Annotated in this window: 14 protein-coding genes and 3 pseudogenes; 15 read left to right on the plus strand and 2 right to left on the minus strand. The window is 70.0% G+C overall.

Going from position 1 to position 19,934, the window contains the following annotated elements; all coding sequences use genetic code 11:
* The first annotated feature begins 77 nt into the window (after positions 1–77).
* The 10 genes and pseudogenes from AC07A4_RS18845 to AC07A4_RS18890 form a co-directional block, all read left to right on the plus strand.
* The gene (locus AC07A4_RS18845; protein WP_478599746.1) at positions 78–1,439 is read left to right on the plus strand and encodes a DUF6002 family protein; all 1,362 of its coding nucleotides are present in this window, start codon (positions 78–80) and stop codon (positions 1,437–1,439) included.
* A 114-nt stretch (positions 1,440–1,553) separates the two neighbouring features.
* Positions 1,554–2,693 (plus strand): GNAT family N-acetyltransferase, encoded by a 1,140-nt coding sequence (locus tag AC07A4_RS18850; protein WP_478599749.1) that lies wholly within the window; start codon positions 1,554–1,556, stop codon positions 2,691–2,693.
* 40 nt (positions 2,694–2,733) lie between these two features.
* Positions 2,734–4,554 (plus strand): asparagine synthase (glutamine-hydrolyzing), encoded by a 1,821-nt coding sequence (asnB, locus tag AC07A4_RS18855; protein WP_478599751.1) that lies wholly within the window; start codon positions 2,734–2,736, stop codon positions 4,552–4,554.
* Between the two features lie 22 nt (positions 4,555–4,576).
* Positions 4,577–6,244: a DUF885 family protein gene (locus AC07A4_RS18860; RefSeq protein ID WP_478599753.1), complete on the plus strand. Its 1,668-nt coding sequence runs from the start codon at positions 4,577–4,579 to the stop codon at positions 6,242–6,244.
* 20 nt (positions 6,245–6,264) lie between these two features.
* Positions 6,265–6,792 carry a thiamine pyrophosphate-binding protein gene (locus tag AC07A4_RS18865; RefSeq protein ID WP_478599756.1) on the plus strand — a complete coding sequence of 176 codons (528 nt, stop codon included), beginning with the start codon at positions 6,265–6,267 and terminating at the stop codon, positions 6,790–6,792.
* 3 nt (positions 6,793–6,795) lie between these two features.
* Positions 6,796–7,365: a thiamine pyrophosphate-dependent enzyme gene (locus AC07A4_RS18870; protein ID WP_478599759.1), complete on the plus strand. Its 570-nt coding sequence runs from the start codon at positions 6,796–6,798 to the stop codon at positions 7,363–7,365.
* Between the two features lie 112 nt (positions 7,366–7,477).
* Positions 7,478–8,065 (plus strand): NADPH-dependent FMN reductase, encoded by a 588-nt coding sequence (locus AC07A4_RS18875; protein WP_478599762.1) that lies wholly within the window; start codon positions 7,478–7,480, stop codon positions 8,063–8,065.
* A gap of 375 nt (positions 8,066–8,440) precedes the next feature.
* The gene (locus AC07A4_RS18880) at positions 8,441–9,757 is read left to right on the plus strand and encodes a DUF418 domain-containing protein (protein ID WP_478599764.1); all 1,317 of its coding nucleotides are present in this window, start codon (positions 8,441–8,443) and stop codon (positions 9,755–9,757) included.
* Between the two features lie 57 nt (positions 9,758–9,814).
* Positions 9,815–10,142, plus strand: a pseudogene (locus tag AC07A4_RS18885) (transposase); the annotation flags it as partial.
* Between the two features lie 357 nt (positions 10,143–10,499).
* Positions 10,500–10,755: pseudogene (locus tag AC07A4_RS18890) on the plus strand (helix-turn-helix domain-containing protein); the annotation flags it as partial.
* A 242-nt stretch (positions 10,756–10,997) separates the two neighbouring features.
* On the opposite strand, the gene AC07A4_RS18895 reads toward AC07A4_RS18890, so the two are convergent.
* Positions 10,998–11,438: a hypothetical protein gene (locus AC07A4_RS18895; RefSeq protein ID WP_478599765.1), complete on the minus strand. Its 441-nt coding sequence runs from the start codon at positions 11,436–11,438 to the stop codon at positions 10,998–11,000.
* Positions 11,439–11,966: 528 nt separating this feature from the next.
* Between AC07A4_RS18895 and AC07A4_RS18900 the strand changes: the two genes are divergently transcribed.
* Positions 11,967–15,626, plus strand: a complete 3,660-nt coding sequence (locus AC07A4_RS18900; protein ID WP_478599767.1) for an nSTAND1 domain-containing NTPase — start codon at positions 11,967–11,969, stop codon at positions 15,624–15,626.
* A 17-nt stretch (positions 15,627–15,643) separates the two neighbouring features.
* On the opposite strand, the pseudogene AC07A4_RS18905 reads toward AC07A4_RS18900, so the two are convergent.
* Positions 15,644–16,150: pseudogene (locus tag AC07A4_RS18905) on the minus strand (transposase); the annotation flags it as partial.
* Between the two features lie 475 nt (positions 16,151–16,625).
* Between AC07A4_RS18905 and AC07A4_RS18910 the strand changes: the two are divergent.
* The 4 genes from AC07A4_RS18910 (at position 16,626) to AC07A4_RS18925 (ending at position 19,933) form a co-directional block, all read left to right on the plus strand.
* Positions 16,626–17,528: an alpha/beta fold hydrolase gene (locus AC07A4_RS18910; RefSeq protein WP_478599770.1), complete on the plus strand. Its 903-nt coding sequence runs from the start codon at positions 16,626–16,628 to the stop codon at positions 17,526–17,528.
* Positions 17,529–17,861: 333 nt separating this feature from the next.
* Positions 17,862–18,245, plus strand: a complete 384-nt coding sequence (locus AC07A4_RS18915) for a hypothetical protein (protein WP_478599772.1) — start codon at positions 17,862–17,864, stop codon at positions 18,243–18,245.
* A gap of 177 nt (positions 18,246–18,422) precedes the next feature.
* Positions 18,423–18,803 (plus strand): hypothetical protein, encoded by a 381-nt coding sequence (locus AC07A4_RS18920; protein WP_478599775.1) that lies wholly within the window; start codon positions 18,423–18,425, stop codon positions 18,801–18,803.
* Between the two features lie 899 nt (positions 18,804–19,702).
* On the plus strand, positions 19,703–19,933 hold the full coding sequence (locus tag AC07A4_RS18925; RefSeq protein ID WP_478599777.1) for a DUF5988 family protein: 231 nt from the start codon (positions 19,703–19,705) through the stop codon (positions 19,931–19,933).
* The last annotated feature ends 1 nt before the right edge of the window (position 19,934 follow it).

Here is a 19,934-nt window from a genome sequence, read left to right on the forward strand (position 1 = left end):
CCAGGCGCCTGAGCGACCCAGCGACACACGTACCCGACAGCTTCTTCCGAAGGAGTGGATCCGCCTTGTCTTCCGCCATGTCCGCAACGGGCCGCACGGCCGGCGCCGGCCAGGTCGTGCACAACGCGCTCAACCGGTACTTCCAGGAGATCCGTGCCGCCGCCCGCAAGGTGGACGCCGAGCGCACCACCGCGGCCGAGATCCCCCTGGAACTCACCGCGAAGGACGCCTCCTTCGCGGCGTTCACCGAGGTCACCGACATTGGGCTGACGCAGGTGGAGCCGCGGACCCACATTCTCGACCTGATGCGCAACCCGGGCGCCAGGACCACCAAGACCATGGCGTCGCTGCTCATGATCGCGCGTGCCGCCGCCCACATCCGCCGCACCGGCGAGCGCGTGCTGCTGTTCACCCCGACCTCCGGAAACAAGGGGACGGCCCTGCGCGACGCGGTGGCCCGGGCCTACGCGACCGGGCTAGCCACTCCGGACGAGTTGCGCATCGTGATGCTCGCCCCCGAGGCTTCGCGCAGCAAGCTGCGCGACTGCGCGCTGACCGGAGGCCAGGCGCTGCGCACGGCCAACCCGGTGGCCTTGGCCCGGGTCGAGCAGCCGGCCGACGTCAAGCGGCTCAGCGGCGAGGTGGTGCGGCGGCATGCCGCCGACATCCTGGACACCACCGGTTTCCGCGTCTGGTACACCCTCGACCTCGACAACTATCGAGTGGCCGACGCCGCGCGCGCCTTCGCCGAGGCGGAGTTGCTGCCCATCACCGCCGACGCCGCGCCACGGGTGCATGTGCACGCCGTGTCCAGTGCCTTCGGGCTGCTCGGCTACCACCTCGGGCACCAACTGCTCACCGAGGGACTGCCCGGGCACACCGCCCCCGCCTGGCACCCCGGCTTCTACCTGGTCCAACAGCTCGCGACAGCGGACATGGTGACCAGCCTGCTGGGCACCAAGCTCCCGGAATACACGTACGACGAGGCGGTCAGCGCGTGGCGCCAGGACGTGGCCGCGGAGTTCCCGGCCGTCACCGACGATCCCCAGGAGGTGATCGACCCGACCTTCTACACCAAGGAGCCGCCCACCCGCGCGCAGGTCAACGAGATCATCGCCCGCCACGGTGGCGGCGGGATCGTCGTCTCCCGGCGTGAGTGCCTGGAGCACTTCGACCGTGTGCGGGCGCTGGCCGCCGCCGCGGGCATCGCGATCGCCGCCGACCCAGCCCTGATCCGCGAATGGTCGCTGGTCAAGGCACTCACCGGGGTGCTGCTCTCCAGGGAACGGGGCCTGCTGAAGCCGGACATCGAGGTGGTGGTCCACGCCTCCGGCTACTACAGCGACGAGCTCCTGCCCGCGCTGCGCGAGGAGCACCTCACGCGTGTCGGATCCGTCGACGAACTCGCCCAGGCCGTCCTCGCGGCCGCGCACGCGTAGCGCCGGATCCGGAGCCGACAGCGATGCCCACCGTCACGTCGCGGCCCTTCGTCCGCCCACCCCAGCCGACCTCGCCCACCCACCGACTGCTCCACGGGGCGGGGTGAGGCAGGGGTGATTCCGCCGAACTGGCGCTACGCCTGGAACAACAGCGCTGATCCGCTCGTCGTCCGTGCGCACGGCCTGGCCGCCGTGACAGCCCGTCCGTCGGTCACCGTGTCCCGGCCGACCGGCCAGGGCCCGGTCCTCGCCTACGGCGGACTGGCGCACGGCCTCACCCACGTGCTGCCCTTCCTCGAACAGCGCCGCGGAACCGGTTCGGAGCAGAACCGCCACCGCACCACCTGGGCCGACCTCGCCAGTGGCCGAGCCGCGCCCGACGCGGACCTGCTCGCGGTCGGCGTGCTGCGTCGCGATGCCCCCACAGGGCAGCCGCGCCACTGCCTGCTGCTGCCCTTCCGGATCGACCTGTCGGTCCCGGTGGGCCCCGATCAGCAGGACATCCTCAAGCGACTCTCGCGCAAGGCCCGCCAGCAGCACGCCCGGGAGCTCCGCTCCCGCTCCCGCACCCTCGAAGTCGCCACTTCGGAAGCCGACTTCCACTCCTTCTACGACGGCATGCACCGGCCGACCATGCGTAACCGGCACCGCGACGCCGCTCGCTCCGAGGAGCGGCAGAGCGCGCTTGTGTGCCTCTTCCGGCGCGGTGTGCTGTTCTTCCTGTGCGAGTCGGGCCGACGGGTGGCGGGGATGCTCTGCCGCCGGGAGGGCAGCACCCTGGTCATCCGGCTGGCCGGCGTCGAGGCCGGCGGCGAGGAGCCCTACCGCTCGGGCACGTACATGGCGATGTATGTGCTGGTCCTCCAGTGGGCCGCCGAAAACGGCCTGACCCGCGTCGACCTCTCCGGGTGCGAACCCTTTCTGAGCAAGGGCATCTTCCAGTTCAAACGCAAGATGCACCCCCAAGTCGCCCTGCCCGACAATCACTTCAGGGAGAAGCGGCTGGTGCTGAGGGTCCTGCGCGACACCCCGCAGATCCGGGACCTCCTCACCGCCAACCCGGTGCTGACGTTCGGCGCCGAGCGGGGCCTGGAGGCCGTCTACTTCCACGACCCGGACCGTTCGGCCCGGACCGACCTGCGCTGGGAATGCCCCGGCGTGAGCGGCCACCGGACCGTTGACCTCGACGAGTTCCTCGCCGGCCTGCCAGGGTCCCCCCGCCGCAGCCTCACCGGACGGCCGACCCTCTCCTGACCCCCCACGCCCCACCCGACCCGCCAACAAGGAGGCCACGATGTGCGGCATCGCCGGCTGGATCGACTTCACCCGCGATCTCACCACCGAACGTCCGACGGTGGAAGCCATGACCGCGACCCTGCACCGGCGCGGGCCCGACGCCGACGGCGTCTGGCTCTCGGCGCACGCGGCCCTCGGCCACCGGCGCCTCTCCATCGTCGACCTGGAGGGCGGCGTCCAGCCCATGACCGCGCGGCGGCGCGGCAGCGAGGCCCCGGTGGTGCTGACCTACAGCGGCGAGCTCTACAACTTCCGCGAGCTACGGGACCAGCTGCGGTCCCGCGGCCACCACTTCAGCACCGCCTCCGACACCGAGGTCGTCCTGCGCGCTTACCTGGAGTGGGGGACAGGCTTCGTCGACCGGCTCACCGGCATGTTCGCCTTCGCGATCTGGGACGCTGCCCGCGAGGAGCTGCTCCTGATCCGCGATCGGCTGGGCGTCAAACCGCTCTACTACCACGCCTACCGGGGCGGCGTTCTGTTCGCCTCCGAGCCGAAGGCGGTCCTGGCCAACCCGCTGTTCACGGCGCGTACCAGCGAGGACAGACTTCCCATCCTGTTCAACCCCAGGCTCTCCATGCCCTGGGAGACCCCCTACACCGACCTGCGCCAGGTACAGCCCGGGCACCTGGTCAGGGTGGACCGCTCGGGGGCGCACGAGGCGCCGTACTGGCGCCTGGTCAGCCAGGAGCACCATGACGACGAGGACACCACCGTGCGCCGCGTCCGAGAAATCCTGGAGGACACCGTCGCCCACCAACTGGTGGCGGACGTGCCACTGTGCACCCTGCTCTCCGGTGGCCTGGACTCCTCGGCCGTCACGGCCCTGGCGGCCCGGCACCACGCGCCGGGACTGCGCTCCTTCTCGGTGGACTTCCAGGGTGCCGCCGACGACTTCCGCGCCACGGCGCTGCGCCCGGAGCAGGACACCCCGTTCGCGCTGGCCGCCGCCGCGCATATCGGCGTCGACCACACGTCGATCGACCTGGACCCCGAGGCGCTGGCCGACGTGGTTCCGGCCGCACTGGCCGCCCGCGACCTGCCCAGCCTCGGGCAGTTCGACGCCTCCATGTACCTGCTGTTCCAGGCGGTCCGCGAGCACTCCACGGTCGCGCTCTCCGGCGAGGCGGCCGACGAGGTCTTCGGGGGCTACCCCTGGTTCTTCGACCAGGCCACCGTGTGGGGCGACACCTTCCCGTGGCTCGGTAACGCTCCCCGGCTGACCGACTGCCTGGCCCCAGACGTCCGGGCCCGGATCCGCCCCGACGAGGACGAGCGGGACCGCTACGCCACGCTGCGCACCAGGGTGCCGCGGCTGACCGGCGAGTCTGGCCTCCAAGCTCGGATGCGCGAGGTCCTCTTCCTCAGCCTGCAAGGCCCGCTGCTGTACCTGCTGGACCGCAAGGACCGTATGAGCATGGCTCTCGGGTTGGAGGTACGGGTGCCGTTCTGCGACCACACGCTGCTGGAGTACGTCTGGAACGTGCCGTGGAAGATGAAGGTGGCGGACGGGCGGGAGAAGAGCCTGCTGCGCGCCGCAGTCGCCGATGTGCTCCCACCGGAGGTGCTGCGGCGCCGCAAGAGTGCCTACCCCGCCACCTTCTCACCGGCCCACGCCAAGGCCGTACGCGCCGCGCTCGACCGGGTCCTCGACGGCGGCTCCTCGCCGCTGGCCGGCCTGCTGGACCTGCCGAAGGTGCGCGAACTCGTCTCCGGCCGGACGGAGATGATGACGATGGCGGACAACCTGCATTTGCTGCTGCCGCTCATCGAGGTCGACCGCTGGATGCGCGCCTACCGCGTGACGCTGACGTCGTGACCGCCACCCGAGGAGACCACTGATGAGCAGCGCGGCGGCCGCTCTGCGCGAGCTGGCCGAGGAGTTCTGGGCGTGGCGCGCGGTCACCCAGCCCGACTGTTACGACGACCTCAACCGGGTCGAGCGCCCGGACGGCTGGCTGCCCGACTGGTCGCCGGAGGCGGTTGCCGAGCGGAGCCGGGCGCTGGCCGGGTTCGCCCGCCGCCATCGTGCCCTCGACCTGTCGGCGGAGACCGTACCGGTGCGGGTGGACGGCCAGCTGATCGGCTCGGCACTGGCCCGCGTCCACTGGGAGCTGCACCTTCTGCGGGACTGGCAGCGCAACCCCGGGTTCTACCTCGATCAGGCCTTGCTGCCGGTCTACCACCACCTGCTGCGGCCGGACGCCAGCGAGGAACCGCAGGCGCGCGTGGTGGCGGCCCGGCTGGCCCGGGTGCCCGAGATTCTCGCTCAGGGGCAGCTCAACCTGGCCGGGCGCGCCGCCGCGCCGCTCGCCGAGTTCGCGCTGCGGCTGCTCGGTTCCACCGACGAGGCGTTGGGGACAGCGATCGCCGCGCTCGCCGGGCCGCAGCCGACGCACCTGGCAGCCGAGCTGGACGCCGCGTCGGGGGCCGCGCGGCGAGCCCTGGCCCACTACCGGCAGTGGCTACGGGAGACCCTGCCCACCTGCACCGAGGCGCTCAGTCCGGGGCCCGAGGCGTTCCGCTTCTTCCTCCATCGGGTCGCGCTGCTGCCGTGGTCGGTGGAGCAACTGCGCGACCTGGGCCGCAGGGAGTACGCCCGTGCGGCGGCGGCTGAGCACGTACTTCACCGCCACGGCGAGCTGGCCGCCCCACCGTTGCTCGCCGACACGGCGGCGCAGATCCACCGGCAGCGGCAGGACGAGCTCGGCGTTCGGGCGTTCCTGCGGAAGGAACGCATCGTGAACCTGCCCGAAGATCTCCGGCACTACCGCAATCTGCCGTTGCCGGCCCACCTGGAGTCGCTGACCTGGCTTGGCGTCCAGCACCACACGGCGGCGTGGGCAGGGTGGGACGAGGACGCGGTGCGCTACATCCCCGAGCCCCGGCCTGACCTGCCGTACTTCCAGCTCGCGGAGGCCCGGGACCCGCGCGTGGGCATCGTCCACGAGGGCGTCCACGCCTGGCAGCTCGCGCTGGCCACGCGGCACGAGAACCCGGTGCGGCGTCACTACTACGACTCGGCCGCGAACGAAGGCGTCGCCTTCCACACCGAGGAACTCACCATGCTTGCTGGTCTCTTCGACGACGCCCCAGCTAGCCGGCGGTTCGTAGTGAACGCGATGCGGCTGCGCGCGCTGCGGGTGGAGATCGACCTGGGACTCGGACTGGGGGAGCTGACGCTCGACCAGGCTGCCGGGCGGCTCGCCGACCTGGTCCCGATGGATCGCCGTACGGCATGGGAGGAAACCGCCGTCTACGCGGGTCGGCCGGGGTTGGGCCTGAGCTATCTGGCGGGCAAGGCCCAGGTGCTTGACCTGCTGACCGCCTGCGCCCGGCGCGAGGGGGCGGCCTTCGACCTCGCTGCCTTCCACGACCGGCTGTGGCGGGAGGGGAACGTGCCGCTGGCGCTGCAACGCTGGGAGCTCCTCGGTTTCAGCGACCACGTGGACGAGGCGTGGAGGCTGGGTGGTCAGGCGGCCGACCGGCTCGGCACGACAGTGACGTGACTAGCTTCAAGGAGACGCACATGGCAACGGAAACACTCCAGGCTCAGCGCTCGGCCGGTGCGGAGGCCGCGGTGTACGAGGCACTGACCACGCACGGCTTCGGCCCCTACTTCGGCACGCCGTGCGGCATCCTGGCCCCCCTGCTCTCGCTGCTGGAGGCGGGCGCCGACTACCACGTCGTGGCGCGTGAGGACAACGCCGTCGGGGTCGCCGCCGGGGCGAGCCTGGCGGGCGACCTCCCGGTCGTGCTGATGCAGAACTCCGGATTCGGGCAGTCGGTCAACGCGCTCGCCTCGCTGGTCGTGCCGTACCGGATCCCCATGCTGTTGGTGGTCAGCATGCGCGGGACGGCGCCGGACACGACCACCGAGAACCTCCCGATGGGGCGGCTCACAGAACCCATCCTGGAGGGCCTCGGCATCGACTACGCGTACGTGACGGGTGAGGGCGCTGCCCGGCAGGTGGAACAGGCCGCGGCCGTGGTGCGGGAGAAACGCCTGCCCTTCGCGCTCTTGGTCCGACCCGACGAATTCGCCTGGAAGGTGTAGCCCATGACTCTCACCAAGACCGAGGCCGTCACGGTCGCGCTGGCCACCGCTCCTGATCTGCCGACGGTGTTCACCACCGGGTACATCTCCCGCATCGGGGCCGCAGCCACTCGCCGCAACCACTTCTACATGACGGGCTCGATGGGCCTTGCCCTGTCACTCGGCACCGGTATCGCCATGTCCTCCCGCCGAACCACGCTGGTGGTGGACGGGGACGGGAGTCTCCTGATGAACCCCGTCGGGCTGGTGATGGCGGGCGCGGAGCCGGACCTGCCGCTCATCCAGCTGGTGCTGGACGACGGTGTCTACGCCTCGACCGGCGGCCAGCGCTCGCCCGGCCGCCGCGTGGACCTGCCCGGGTGGGCGCGCGCATGCGGATTCACCCGAATCCACACCGTGGACTCCAAGGAGGGCCTGGCGAGAACCCTCCGTGAGGAATTGCCGAACCCGCCCGCGCCTGTCTTCATCCACTGCGCGGTATCGGCCGACGCCACGCAGCCTCCGCCTCGGGTCACTGACCAGCTGGAGGAGGTCAGCGTCCGCTTCTCCGAGTTCCTCCAGCCACAGCCATGACCCGCTCAGTGAACAGCGGTGGGGCACCGCCGCCTGCGGGCGCGTAGGCGCCGGTGCCCTCACCGCCACCGTATGGTCCGCACCAGCTGTCAACCATGTCGAAGGGCGTCGCGTGCGACACGAAATCAGGATCGTGGGAATCGGCGGCTCGTCCGGTGCCCGGTCAACGGTGGAACGGGCCCTTCACGCTTGCCTGGACGCGGCGAAGGGGATGGGTGCGCACGTTCGTCTGATGAATGGCTCGGAGCTCGCCATGCCGCTGTACCAGCCAAGCGCGGATGTCAAGCACCAGCGTGCTGGTGCGCTGATCCGCGCGGTGGCGGAGTCGGACGCTGTGGTGATCGCCAGCCCCGCGTACCACGGGACCGTCTCCGGGCTGGTGAAGAACGCCCTCGACCATTTGGAGGAGCTGCGCGACGACAGCCGCCCGTACCTCAGCGGGCGGGCCGTGGGCTGCATCGCGGTAGGCCAGGGGTGGCAGGGCGCCGTAGGCACCTTGGCAGCACTGCGCGACATCACGCACGCCCTGCGCGGCTGGCCGACGCCGATCGGCGTGGCGGTCAACAGTACGGCGACGCCATTCGGCCCCGACGGGCGGTGTGAGGACCCGCGCGTGCAGGACCAGCTGACTCTGATGGCCAGCCAGCTGCTTGAGTTCGCTCGGATGCGCCAGGCACTCCTCACGTCGGCCACAGCTTGAGCGAGCGGGCCGAACCTCGCACGCGGGTCCTGGCCGAGACGGCTCTGGATCAGTCACCCGTTTCCGCCGTGGGCGCAGCTCGGGCGGGTAGCCCTTGGCACGATCCCTGCACACGACTTCGGCTCCGGGGTGGTCGCACAGCCAGGCGGTAAGCGTCAGCGCGGTGCGGTCGGGCAGCACGTCCACGTTCGCCGGACTCCAAATGGTGCTGTGACGGAGGGTGCCGTCACCTCACGCCCCAGCACGCGCGGTGCTCGCCTTCGCCCTTCGGCGGCCACCCTGGGCCGGAAGGCCGACCGGCCCTAGCCGGATGGCCCACCCGCGCTAGCCCGAAGACGGACGCCCCGGCCCCGCCCGGATTCCTAGCGTCGGGGCATGACGGTCGACAGCGAGAACCAGACGAGTCGGAGCGGAGCGGGCGGGCCCCGGCCCGCGGGGGTCACGGCGGCCGGGCGGGCGCTCGCGCCCGACCTGGCGCGCGGCCTCATGCTGCTGCTCATCGTGGCGTCCAACACCGCCTTCCACCTGTGGAAGTCCAGCTACGGCCCCTCAGGGTGGCAGCCCGTGAACGGCGGCCCGCTCGACCACGCGGCGCAGTTCGCCATGATCGTCGGGCTTGACCTGCGGGTGTACCCGCTCTTCGCGTTCCTCTTCGGCTACGGCATGACGCAGCTCTTCCTGCGCCACACCGCCGCGGGCACCTCCCAGCGCGCCGCGGTGCGGCTGCTGCGCCGCCGCAGCCTGCTGCTCATCCCCCTCGGGCTCGCCCACTCCACGCTCCTGATGGCGGGCGACATCGTCGGGTACTACGGCGTGCTGAGCCTCGCCCTCGGCTGGCTGTTCCTGCGCCGGAGCGGGCGCGTTCTGGCCTGGGGGATCGCGGTGAGCGCCCTGTTGGTCGTGGTCTCGGTGTGGCCGCTGATCGGCGCCCTGCTCCAAGGTGACATCGGCTCGCTCGGCGACGCGGGGGCCGAGGAGCCGGGCAGCGCGGCGTACGCGGCCGCCGAGGAGAGCTGGGCCGCCGCCGTGGGCACCCGCGTCGAGACAGGTCTGTTCGTGACCTTCGCGGCATCGGCGCTGTCCCTCGTCGGGGGCGGGGCACTGGTGTTCCTGCTCGGCTACTGGGCCGCGCGGCGCCGCGTCCTGGAGGAGCCGGGCCGTCATCTGCGGCTGCTGCGCGGCACCGCCGTCGTGGGCGTCGCCGTGGGCTGGCTGGGCGCGCTGCCCGCCGCGCTCGCGCACGTCGGGGCGCTCGACGTGCCGGACGACGCGCAGAGTGAGTCGGGGGCGCTCACCCTGCTGCGGGACGCCACCGGCACCGCCGCCGGGCTCGGCTACGTCGCCGCGATCGCCCTGTTCGTCCACTGGTGGACCAAGCGCCCCCAGCGGCGCGGCGCGCGGGCCGTCACGGCCGTGTCGGCGGTCGGCAAGCGCTCCCTGTCGTGCTACCTCACCCACTCCCTGATCTTCGCCCCGCTCCTCGCCGCGTGGGGGCTCGGCCTCGGGGCGCATCTGACCAGCGCGAGCATGGTCCTCTTCGCGGTGGGCGTGTGGCTGGTGACGGTCGTCGGCGCGTACGCCCTGGAACGGCGCGGCCTGCGCGGCCCGGCGGAGGCGACACTCCGCCGGCTCATGTACCGCCGAGAAGCGGCCCACCCGGCGTTGAAGGGCGAGGCGCGGAGCACCGGTTGAAGCGGCGCCCTAGTAAGACGTGGTTTCTTTGGGTGCTTGTGGGTCGTTGAGTGACTCGTGACGGACTTGGTGGAGCGGTTGGTTCCGGAGGAGTTGTGGGTGCTGTTCCGGCGGGTGGTGCCGCGCACGGAGATCAAGCGTCCGCAGGGCGGCGGCCGACGCCGGGCAGGTGACCGCGAGACGCTGGCGGCAGTCATCTTCGTGGCCACCTCGGGCTGCACCTGGCGGCAGTTGCCGCCGGTCTTCGGCCCGGCCTGGCCCACCGTCTGCCGACGCTTCGCCCAGTGGAGCCAGGCCCGGGTCTGGGCCCGGCTCCACCGCGTACTGCCCGACGAACCCGGCGCCCGCGGTGGGCTGGACTGGTCGCGGTGCGCGATCGACCTCGAACCCGGCTCCAAAGTTACGGGGGGGCACTCGACGCCATCGAGCTGCAACGCCTCAAGGCGGACTTCGACGGCGATGGCAAGGCGGATGTCGCCATCTACCGTCCGTCCAATGGTGAGTGGCAGGTTCAGCGCCCCTGGATGAAACTCAAGCAGACTGACACCGCGACCTCAGTCCGAACGTGACTGCCCCAGTGACCGCGAAATGCCCCCGCGTTGAGGCACCCCCGACGACGGCGAACACTGTGCTCGTGCAGTCTGGTCTTCGGCCGGGTGTTGGGGGGTGGGGGCGAACGGGCGAGGCCCCCAAGGGTGTTGAGACAGATGTCTGACGTCTGAACTTGTCACCCGTGGGGCCTTTGGTTACGTATCCAGCCGCGCTGGAGCTGTCACATGCCCTCGTGGAGGCGGTGACGACGCGGATCGTCCTTCGGGAGGGTGCCCGCAGGTGCAAGCCGCGTCCGCGCCAGCGTGAGCTGGTCGCGCTGGTGTACCTGCGTGAGCACACCAGACGATCGCGGCCGGTTTCCGGCTCAGTGACGGCACCGCGCACGCGTCCGCTCCGTCGTCGTACTGCTGGCCCGCCGGGCACCAGGACTCACCGCGACCCTGCGCGTGGCGACGGCGCGAGCGGAGATGGAGGGCTTGCACGGCCAGGAGGTAGAGCGGGTCCGGCAGGTCGGCTACAGGCGCCGGTTCAGGGCATCGGTGGCGCTCTTCCGTCGGCGCCTGGCCGGTGGTCCTTCGTCCACCGGGCGACCATCTGCCGGCAGGTCAGCACGTGCGGTGGGAGGGGCGGTGAGCAGGCAGGTTCCGCCCCGGACACCCATGATCAGCGTGCCCGGGGCGAGGTGCCCTCAGCAGATGTCGAGGCGATTGAAGTCGTACGTCGCGTGGTCCGGGACCGTGTGGATCCTGTCGTCCGCAGGGATGTAGACCTCGTACCTGGGCCCCCAGAAATGCACTTGGGCTCCGCCAGTCTGGTTGTTGAGAACAGCGAGCGCGTCGATGAAGTTCGAGAGCGACCGCGTATCGCACTTGAACAGGTGGAAGACGCTGTGTTTGCCGTCGCCTTGGCCAACCGACACGCAGGCGATTCCATCTGCCCAGGCGCACGCGACCAGCGCCGCGTTCCGATCGGAGCTCGACACATTCCGCTGTACCCACTCACCTGAGAACAGCGGGTAGATCTGCGGTGTCCATGCGGACGTTCCGGCCGCGACGTTCGCTGCTGCCGGTGCTGCTGCCTGTGCTGGTGCCTGCGCCGCCAGCGGGACAAGGGCCATCGCGGCGATCATCGTGACGACCGTCGAAGCCGCCCGTCTGCTGAGTCTTCTCCGTCTCATGTGATCTCCTTTGCAGTCGTAACCGATGTGGCGATACCTGGTTGATGGCGCCCCTGGTAGTGGTGTAGCCGATCAGGGTGAGGCAGCGCGCCGGGCGCGCGTACCGATGGGACGTCCGCTTCCGGCCCGCGAGGTGCACCACCGTGCGATTCCCCGTGCACATTCCCTTCAGCTCTGGTCTGCTCTGCAGCGCGCATCAGACGTGGACGTGGACCTATCGACTCTGATGTGCGGGAGGCAGGAGGGCTTCTGGCATGAGGAGTCAGCGTTCACGCGCCCGTACTGACAGCGCCTCTCCCGCTCCATTTCCAGCTTTGGTCCCGCGAGGTTGATGCGCAGCCCCATGTCGTGCTGCGTATCAATCCCGCGGGGCCTGGTGGCTGGCCGAGGTTCGATGGTGGGCCGCACGGGGTTGCCACGGTTCTGCTGAAATGCCGTGTGAAGCGGGATGCTCGGTGCCGAGCCGGCTGAGGGGGATGCATGGGGCGCCGTGAGAAGCCGTTGGATCCGGCAGCCGGGCCGGTCGCGCGATTCGCCCTGGCGCTGCGGGTGCTGCGGAGGCAGGCCGGTGGCCCTACGTACCGGGAGATGGCCCAGCGGGCGCGCTATTCCGCCACGGTGTTCTCCCGGGCCGCCTCAGGTGACAAGCTGCCCTCGTTGGAGGTCACGCTGGCCTACGCCGCGGCATGCGGTGCGGACCAGGAGGAGTGGGAGCGCCGCTGGCATCAGGCCAGGAGCGAGGTCGCCCAAGTAACGGCGGCGCCTGTCGATGCATCGGCGGCACCGTACCGCGGGCTGGCGCGTTTCGAACCCGGGGACCAGGCGCAGTTCTTCGGCCGCGGTCGGCTGACGGACGACCTCGTCGAGCTGGCCGGTGAACAGCGGATCACGGTGGTGTTCGGCGCGTCGGGCAGCGGCAAGTCCTCCCTATTGCGCGCTGGTCTCATCCCGCGGCTGCGGCAACCGGACGGAGCGGAGCCGCGCCCGTCGGCGATCCGGATCCTCACCCCGGGTGCTCACCCCTTCGTGGATCATCGCGAGCGGTGTGTCCCGGCTGCGGGCGAAGGGGACACGTGGCTGGTGGTGGATCAGTTCGAGGAGGTCTTCACCCTCTGCCAGGACCCGGCGCAGCGAGCCCAGTTCATCGACCTGTTGCTGCGGGCCCAGGAGGCCGACAGCAGAATGCGGGTAGTGCTGGGCGTGCGCGCGGATTTCTCCGCGCACTGCCTCGAACACCAGGAGCTGGCCACGGCCTTCGCCAAGGCGAGCCTGATCGTCGGTCCGATGACCCGCGACGAACTGCGGGAGGTCATCGTCAAGCCCGCTGCCGCCTCGGGCCTGCTCGTGGAACGGGCCCTGACCGCACGCCTGATCGAGGAAGCAGCCGGGCAGCCCGGCAGCCTGCCGCTGGTCTCGCACGCCCTGCTGGAAACCTGCCTCCGACGGCGGGGACGGATTTTGACGATGGAAGCCTATGAAGCGGTCGGCGGCCTGCACGGCGCGATCGCCCAGAGCGCCGAGACCCTCTACGCCCAGCTCACCGACTCCCAGGCCGAACTCGCCCGACTCCTGCTGCTCCGCCTCATCACTCCAGGAGCAGGCGCCCCGGACACCCGACGCCCCGCCGACCGCGGTGAACTCGACTTGATTGACGGCCCCGGCGACGTCGAGTACGTCCTGGAGCGGCTGGCCCGTGCCCGCCTGGTCACCCTCGACGAGCACACCGTCGATCTCGCGCACGAGGCACTCATCGCCGCGTGGCCCCGCCTGCACGCGTGGGTCGAGCAGAGCCGCGAACGCCTGCGCTGCCACCGCCAGCTGACCGAAGCCGCTCACCGGTGGCAGGAACTCGACCACGACGCCGGTGCTCTGTACCGCGGCATCCTGCTGGCCACCGCGGAGGAACACTTCCGTCTCGCTCGCAGCCGCCGAGAACTCACCGACGTGGAAGGCTCCTTCCTCACCGCCAGTGCCACCGCCCGGGACCAGGAACAGCGGGCAGCCGCCCGCACCGCCCGCCGCCTGCGCCACTTCACCGCAGCCCTGTCCGTACTCCTGGCCCTGGCCCTGGCCGCCGGACTCCTCGCCTGGCAGCAGAGCCTCCGCAGCGACCGGGAACGCGACCGCGCACGGGAGGCACAGCGGGTGGCCCAGTCCCGGCAGCTCGCCGCGCAGTCCGCGGCCCTCCTCGACGAGGATCCCGACCTGGCCTCGCTGCTGGCCGTTCAAGCGCACCGCACGGCCCCCACACGGGAAGCCGCCAGCAGCCTCTACTCCGCCTACGGCCTTCCTCTGCGGCACCGCCTCATCGGTCACACCGGCCGGATCCGTGCCCTGGCGTTCAGCCGCGACGGGCGCACCCTGGTCTCCACCGCCGAGGACCGGGACGCGTACCTGTGGGACACGGCCACCGGCAGGAAACGCCGCGTCGTCCCCAACGACGGCGACGATACGTACCAGATGACACTGAGTCCTGATGCCCGCACCCTGGCCGTCGCGCCTCTCAACGACGACACGGTACGGCTCACACAGGTGGCGACGGGAGAGGCCGGGCACATCCTCCACGCACGGACCGGCGAGCTGGCGTTCAGCCCGGACGGGCGCACACTCGCTACAGGCACCGACGGGGGAGTACGGCTGTGGGACGTCGCCGAAGGCAAAGCCCGCATCACGCTCACTGGCCGCACCGACGACGTCTCCGAACTCGTCTTCAGCCCCAACGGACAGACACTGGCCGCCGGTACCGAGGGCGGGGTGGGGCTGTGGGACGTGGCTACAGGCAACCTACGCACCCTGCTCACCGGCCGTTACAAGTCGGCCGACGCGCTGGCCTTCAGCCCTGACGGGCGCACCTTGGCGACCAACGGCAGCGACGGGAAGGTGCGGTTATGGAACGTCGCTTCCGGACAGGCACGCACTGCCCTTCCGGGCGGAGCGGATGTGCTCGCGTTCAGCTCGGACGGGCGGACGCTGGCCACCGCGGGCAGCGGCGCGGTGCAGTTGTGGGACGCGACAACCGGCAAGAGGCAGGCCAAGCTCGCCGGACACACCGACAGGGTCAACGTGATGCGGTTCAGTCCGGATGGGCGGATGCTGGCCACCGGCAGTGACGACAAGACGGTACGGCTGTGGGACGCGGCAGCAGGCACGACACGGCCCGCGCTCACCCATCGCACCGGCCCCACCTCCGCGGTGGCACTGAGCCCGGACCGGCGGACCCTGGCCACCGCCGGCCCGGACAGCACCGTGCACCTGAGGCACGTAACCCATGGCACATCAAGCCTGAGCCTCACGGGACACACCGATACCGTCACCACGATGGAGTTCAGTCCGGACGGGCGGACGCTGGCCACCGGCAGTAGAGACCAGACGGTACGCCTATGGGACGTAAGAACAGGCGACGCCTTGCGTGTGCTCACCGCCCCATACATCCTGGCCGCAGCGTTCAGCCCGGACGGAGAAACCCCCGCAGTAATCAGCGACGAGAAAGTGCGGCTATGGGACACCACCACGGGCACGACACGCACCCTCGTGAGAGAGCCGACCATGGCGCTCGCATTCAGCCCGGACGGGAACACGCTGGCCACCGGCAACAAGGACTACGAGGTGAGGCTGCGCAACGCGACCACCGGCAAAACGCGCACCACACTTCAGGGCCACACCTCGACACTGGAAAGCATGGTGTTCAGCCCCGACGGACGCACCCTGGCTACCAGCAGCTACGACAACACAGTCCGGTTGTGGGACGTGGCGACCGGCAAGGCACGTAAGGCCGTCGCCCGCCACTCGTACCCGATCACCGTGCTGGCATTCGGCCCGGGGGAGCAGGTTCTGGCGGCCGCCACCGGCACCGATACCTCGGTGCGGCTATGGGATGTGGAAACCGGCAGAACACGCGCCACTTTCACCGGCCACACCGGCGACGTGAACACCGTCGTGCTCAGCCCCGACGCCAGTACTCTGATCACCAGCAGCGACGACAAAACGGTCCGACTGTGGAAAACGGATTTACCCACCCCCACCACGTCCATCCGCAAAATATGCCGCCTCATCCACCGAGACCTCACTCCACTGGAACGCTCCATATACCTGCCCGGTCAACGGGTCCGCCCCGTCTGCTCCGAGGCGAAGAGGAAGTGACTGGTTAAGACGTTGTCCTATGTGGTGAGGCGGAGTAGTCGCTTGTAGCGGCACAGGGCGGCTGCGAAGTCGAGGAAGGCCCGGTAGTTGGGGGGTGGCGTGCGTAGCGGGAGCTGAGACGGTGGTGGCCGGTCAGCCGGGACCAAGGTCCGCTCGATCACCCGCCTACGACGTCCCAGGCGTTCGCTGGATTCGGTGCCCTTGCGTGCGATGCGTATGCCGATGTGTCTGCCCCAGAGCCAACGCCGCAGGTGGGGAACGTCGTATGCCTTGTTGGTGTGGAGGCGTTGGGGTTTGAAGTTGCGGCCGTGGTGCGGGTCGTGTGGTGTTTGGAGTCCTGCCGGCATCGGTTTCAGTCCATGGCTGTCGTGGGCGTTCGCCGCGGAGATTCCGATGACCAGGGGAAGTCCGTTCGCGTCCGACAGGATGTGCATCTTGGTACCCGGTTCGCGCCGGTCCACGCGACTCGGGCCGGTGTGTTCGCCCCTCTTTTTGGCGCGGACGTGGGTGGTGTCGACGACGACCAGGCGCTGGTCCTCGAGAACCTCGCCGGTGAGCAGGTCCGCGACTGGCGGGTGCGGCCGATGAAGAAGCACCAGGTGGTGCTCGACCACATCGACCGCTACGGCGAGCCGCCAGCCAGGCGCCTGTCCAGCAACCAGTTGGTCGACCAGGCACAGTGCCTTCCGGGCTCGGGAGACAGTGGCCAAGATCTTTTCCCCGTGTATGGCCAGCAACTCCTCGGCAGCGGCTCCCATCGGCGGCCAGTTCAGCTCCCCACCTACGGCCCCGCAGGCACGGAGCGTCACCGGGGTTGTTCGTCCTCAGCGGCGTGGCAGCGCTTCATCAGCCACGCTCCGGTGGCCGTTCGTCTATGGGGCTCTTGCCCGTGACCGGATCAAACTCCCGGAATGGGTCGGAGCCCGTACACCATGTCCGTGGGCTCAACCGCCGTGTGCCAGAGTGGTCGCTCTCTTTTCCCCGCCGGAAGGATTCCCCATGCGCCAGGAACGCCATCAGCGGACACCGCGCCGAGACGGTCGGCCGACCTTCGTCCTTGTCCACGGCGCGCACAGCAATTCCTACTCCTGGTCGCCGGTCCTCCAGCAGCTCGCGCTGCTCGGCCATCGGGCGCTGGCCGTTGACCTGCCGGGCCATGGCATGGACGCCTCCTTCCCCCTCTCCTACCAGGCGCCCCAGGACCTGGAGGCGTTCTCGGCACAGCCCTCGCCGCTGGCCGACGTGACCTTGGACGACAACGTCAACCACGTCGTGGACGCGGTCCGCCAACTCGCGGAGTACGGGCCAGTCGTCCTGGTGGGGACCAGCGGAGGCGGGGCAACCATCACCGGTGTGGGCAACGCGGTACCCGGTCTGGTCAGCCGGATCGTGTACGCCTCGGCGTGGTGCTGCGTCGAGCTGCCGAGCGTCGCCGACTACCTGGAGACCCTGGGGATCAAGGATGTCGCCTCGGCCCTGGTCAACTGGCGCTCGGCCGACCCCCAGTTCCTGCACGCGGCCAAGGAGAACCTGATGGCCGACGCGACCGACGAACAGTTCCGGGCCGTGCTGAATCTCCTCGAACCCGCCGACTCCGCACAGGTCCTCACCGCGGACGCCCGCGGCCGGGCGGACACCTGGGGACGGATCCCCCGCACCTACATACGCTTCTCCCAGGACCGGGCGATCCCACTCGCCGTGCAGGACCGAATGATCGCCGAGGCAGACGCGCTGACCCCAAAGAACCCCTTCCAAGTCCACACCGTGGACACCGGCCACATGGGCATCCAGGTCCGTCCCCGTGAGGTGGCCGGGATCCTCGACACTCTTGTGTCACCACGAGCTGGAGTCAGCAGGTCCGCGCCCGCACCGGGCGGTATGGCGGTGACTGGGACGCCCTGACCAGCCAGGCTGTGCAGCGGAAGGTAAGCGAGGCGTTCATTGCCGGTCCCCAGCCTGCCGCGCCGGGCGCGGAGAGCTTGCGCAAGGTGTCCGGAGGACGACGCGGTGACGCGGGCCCGCGCGGACGCCCGGCAGCGGCTGATGGCGGGGGACACTTCGCCGATCCCGGGCGGCCGTGAGATGGGGTCACCGCAGACCGTCGTCGAACGCCCGCCGGTGCCAGCGATGACCAATTTGGGTGGGCCGATCTCCGGCGTTGCAGCAACTGCGACGCATCCGGGTATATCCGATGCTAAGGACTGACAGGCGCGCTGAGGAAGGGAAACCATACAGATGGCCATTCAGCCTTTCTCTTCAGCGAAGGAACAAGACAACAGAGACAACCCACATACTGGTATCTCCCTCAGCCTGGATGTCGTACCTGCGGGCAAGCTTTTCGTCGTCGAGCACCTCTCGGGGTTCTTCGTCGTTGGCGAGAACGACGTCGTCGACCAGATCGCAGCCGGCGCAGGGGACACACAGCAGGTGCTCTTGCCAACCCATTTCGCTGCCCGGCCCCTCAACTGGGGAGGCCAACTCGGCGTAGCGCGCATGCACCAGTACGGCTCACCCGTACGACTGTACGTAGCCGGTCGCCAGCAGATCACCGTCAGCGCCCAGGCGAACACCTCGGGAATCCTCTACGCGGCGGCGGTGGGCTACCTCGTTGATCAATGAGCCCTCATCGCCCAACCTGGCTGCCCGACCCTAAGCAGCACGCTCGACGTGCGTCCAGCGGCAGCTCGTCCTCAGCCGACAGCGACCCTCGTAGAGGCTGCCTCGCAGCTGTGTGAGATACCGGCCGCCGCCCTCTCGAGCCCACTGCCAATCCGTTACGGAAGAAGGAACACCCCCATGGACATCTACCGCTCCGGCGGAAGCTTCGACAACACCAGCGGCAGCATCGGCCGGGTCGTCCTGCCCGATCAGATCCCCGCTGGGAAACGCCTCGTCATCGAAACCGTGACCGGCTTCTACGCAATGGACAACGGCGGCGTCCTCGGCTCTGCCGTTCTGACCAGCAGCGGCTCCGGACTCCAGTACGCCTTCCCGTGGGTGCCCTGTGGCCCACCCCCTTCCGGACCACCCGACCGCAGGTTCTACGGCTTCAACTACTCAGCTCGCCTCTACATCGACGGGCCCGCAACCCTGCAATTCGATGCGGCCGGGGCCTCCGGCGGCCCCCTCCTGAGCGGCACCTACACGGTTACCGGGCACTTCGAGCCGCTGCCGTAGCCAGCTACGTGGCGCCGCGGGGAGTCTCCCGCCGGAACCGCGTCCGGCCCAGGCAAAGGAGCTGTGCGCCGTTCCGCGTTCACACCTCGTCGGTCACCATGGCGGTCGACGCCATGGGCCGAGAGAGCGCGGAGCGGCTCTACGGCCCCGACCTGGTGCGCCGGGCTCTGCGGCTGGAGAGCGGCGCCTGCGGCTTGCGGTACGGGAGCCGGTAAGAGGCCGATGAGCGAGACGACCACCCCCCGTCGTACGAACGGCCGTTGACGGACCGCAGCTGTCCGGTGTCGGCCTTGCCCGGGTCGCGGTGCACCAGGCCCGCGTGGCCGCCAAGAAGCGCGGCGAGAGCGAGGCCTGCGCTCCGCGGCGCCGCCGGGCCCAGATCGTGCAGCGCGACGGCCGCGAGCCGTCCGGGTTCGCCGCCGTGCTTCAGGGCTTGATTGGCGATCGGGCCTGGGATCTCCCGGCCGTCGGCGGCAGAGTCCGGGACCGCTGGCCGGACATCGCGGCCGCCGTCTCCCCGACGTCTCAGCCCCGACGTCTCAGCCCCGGCGTCTCAGCCCCGACGGCCGGAATGCCCCGCCGCAGGTCGTGGTGATCACGGTAGGGGCCCTGCCGCGGTAAATCCGGTACTTTCCGCGGTTGTTGACCGTTGCGGCTTGGCTGGTGGCGCCCCGGGCGTGCGCTGCCTGTGGGTGTGCGGTGGGGGGTGCCGGTGTGTGAGCGGCGTGCACGGGTGTGTTGGGTGCGTTCCAGCTGGCTGGCTGTACACCCTGGCGGCTGTTGAGCAGGTCTCTAGCATGCGGAGCATGGTTGGTTTCCAGCCAGGTTCCCGGGCGTGGTGCCCAGGTTCCCGGGCGTGGTGCCGAGTGTGCCGCTGTGCCCTGTGAGGAGGCGTCGTCATGGCTGTCCATCAAGTGGGGGACACGGAGCGGCTGGTCGTACTGTCGGGTGGGCCGTCAGGCCTGCCGCATCTGTATCAGCTGCCGGAGGCTACGGCCGACACATCGCGCCTGGTGGTGGCCTTCTACGGGCGGCATCAGCATTTCGAGGCCGCGGGCGAGAGCGAGTGGGTGGAGGGCCGACTGCTGCCGGTGTTCCGGTTCACCTACAGCACGGCGATCGCCGAGTGAG

It is taken from the genome of Streptomyces sp. NPDC043996 (assembly GCF_056435225.1).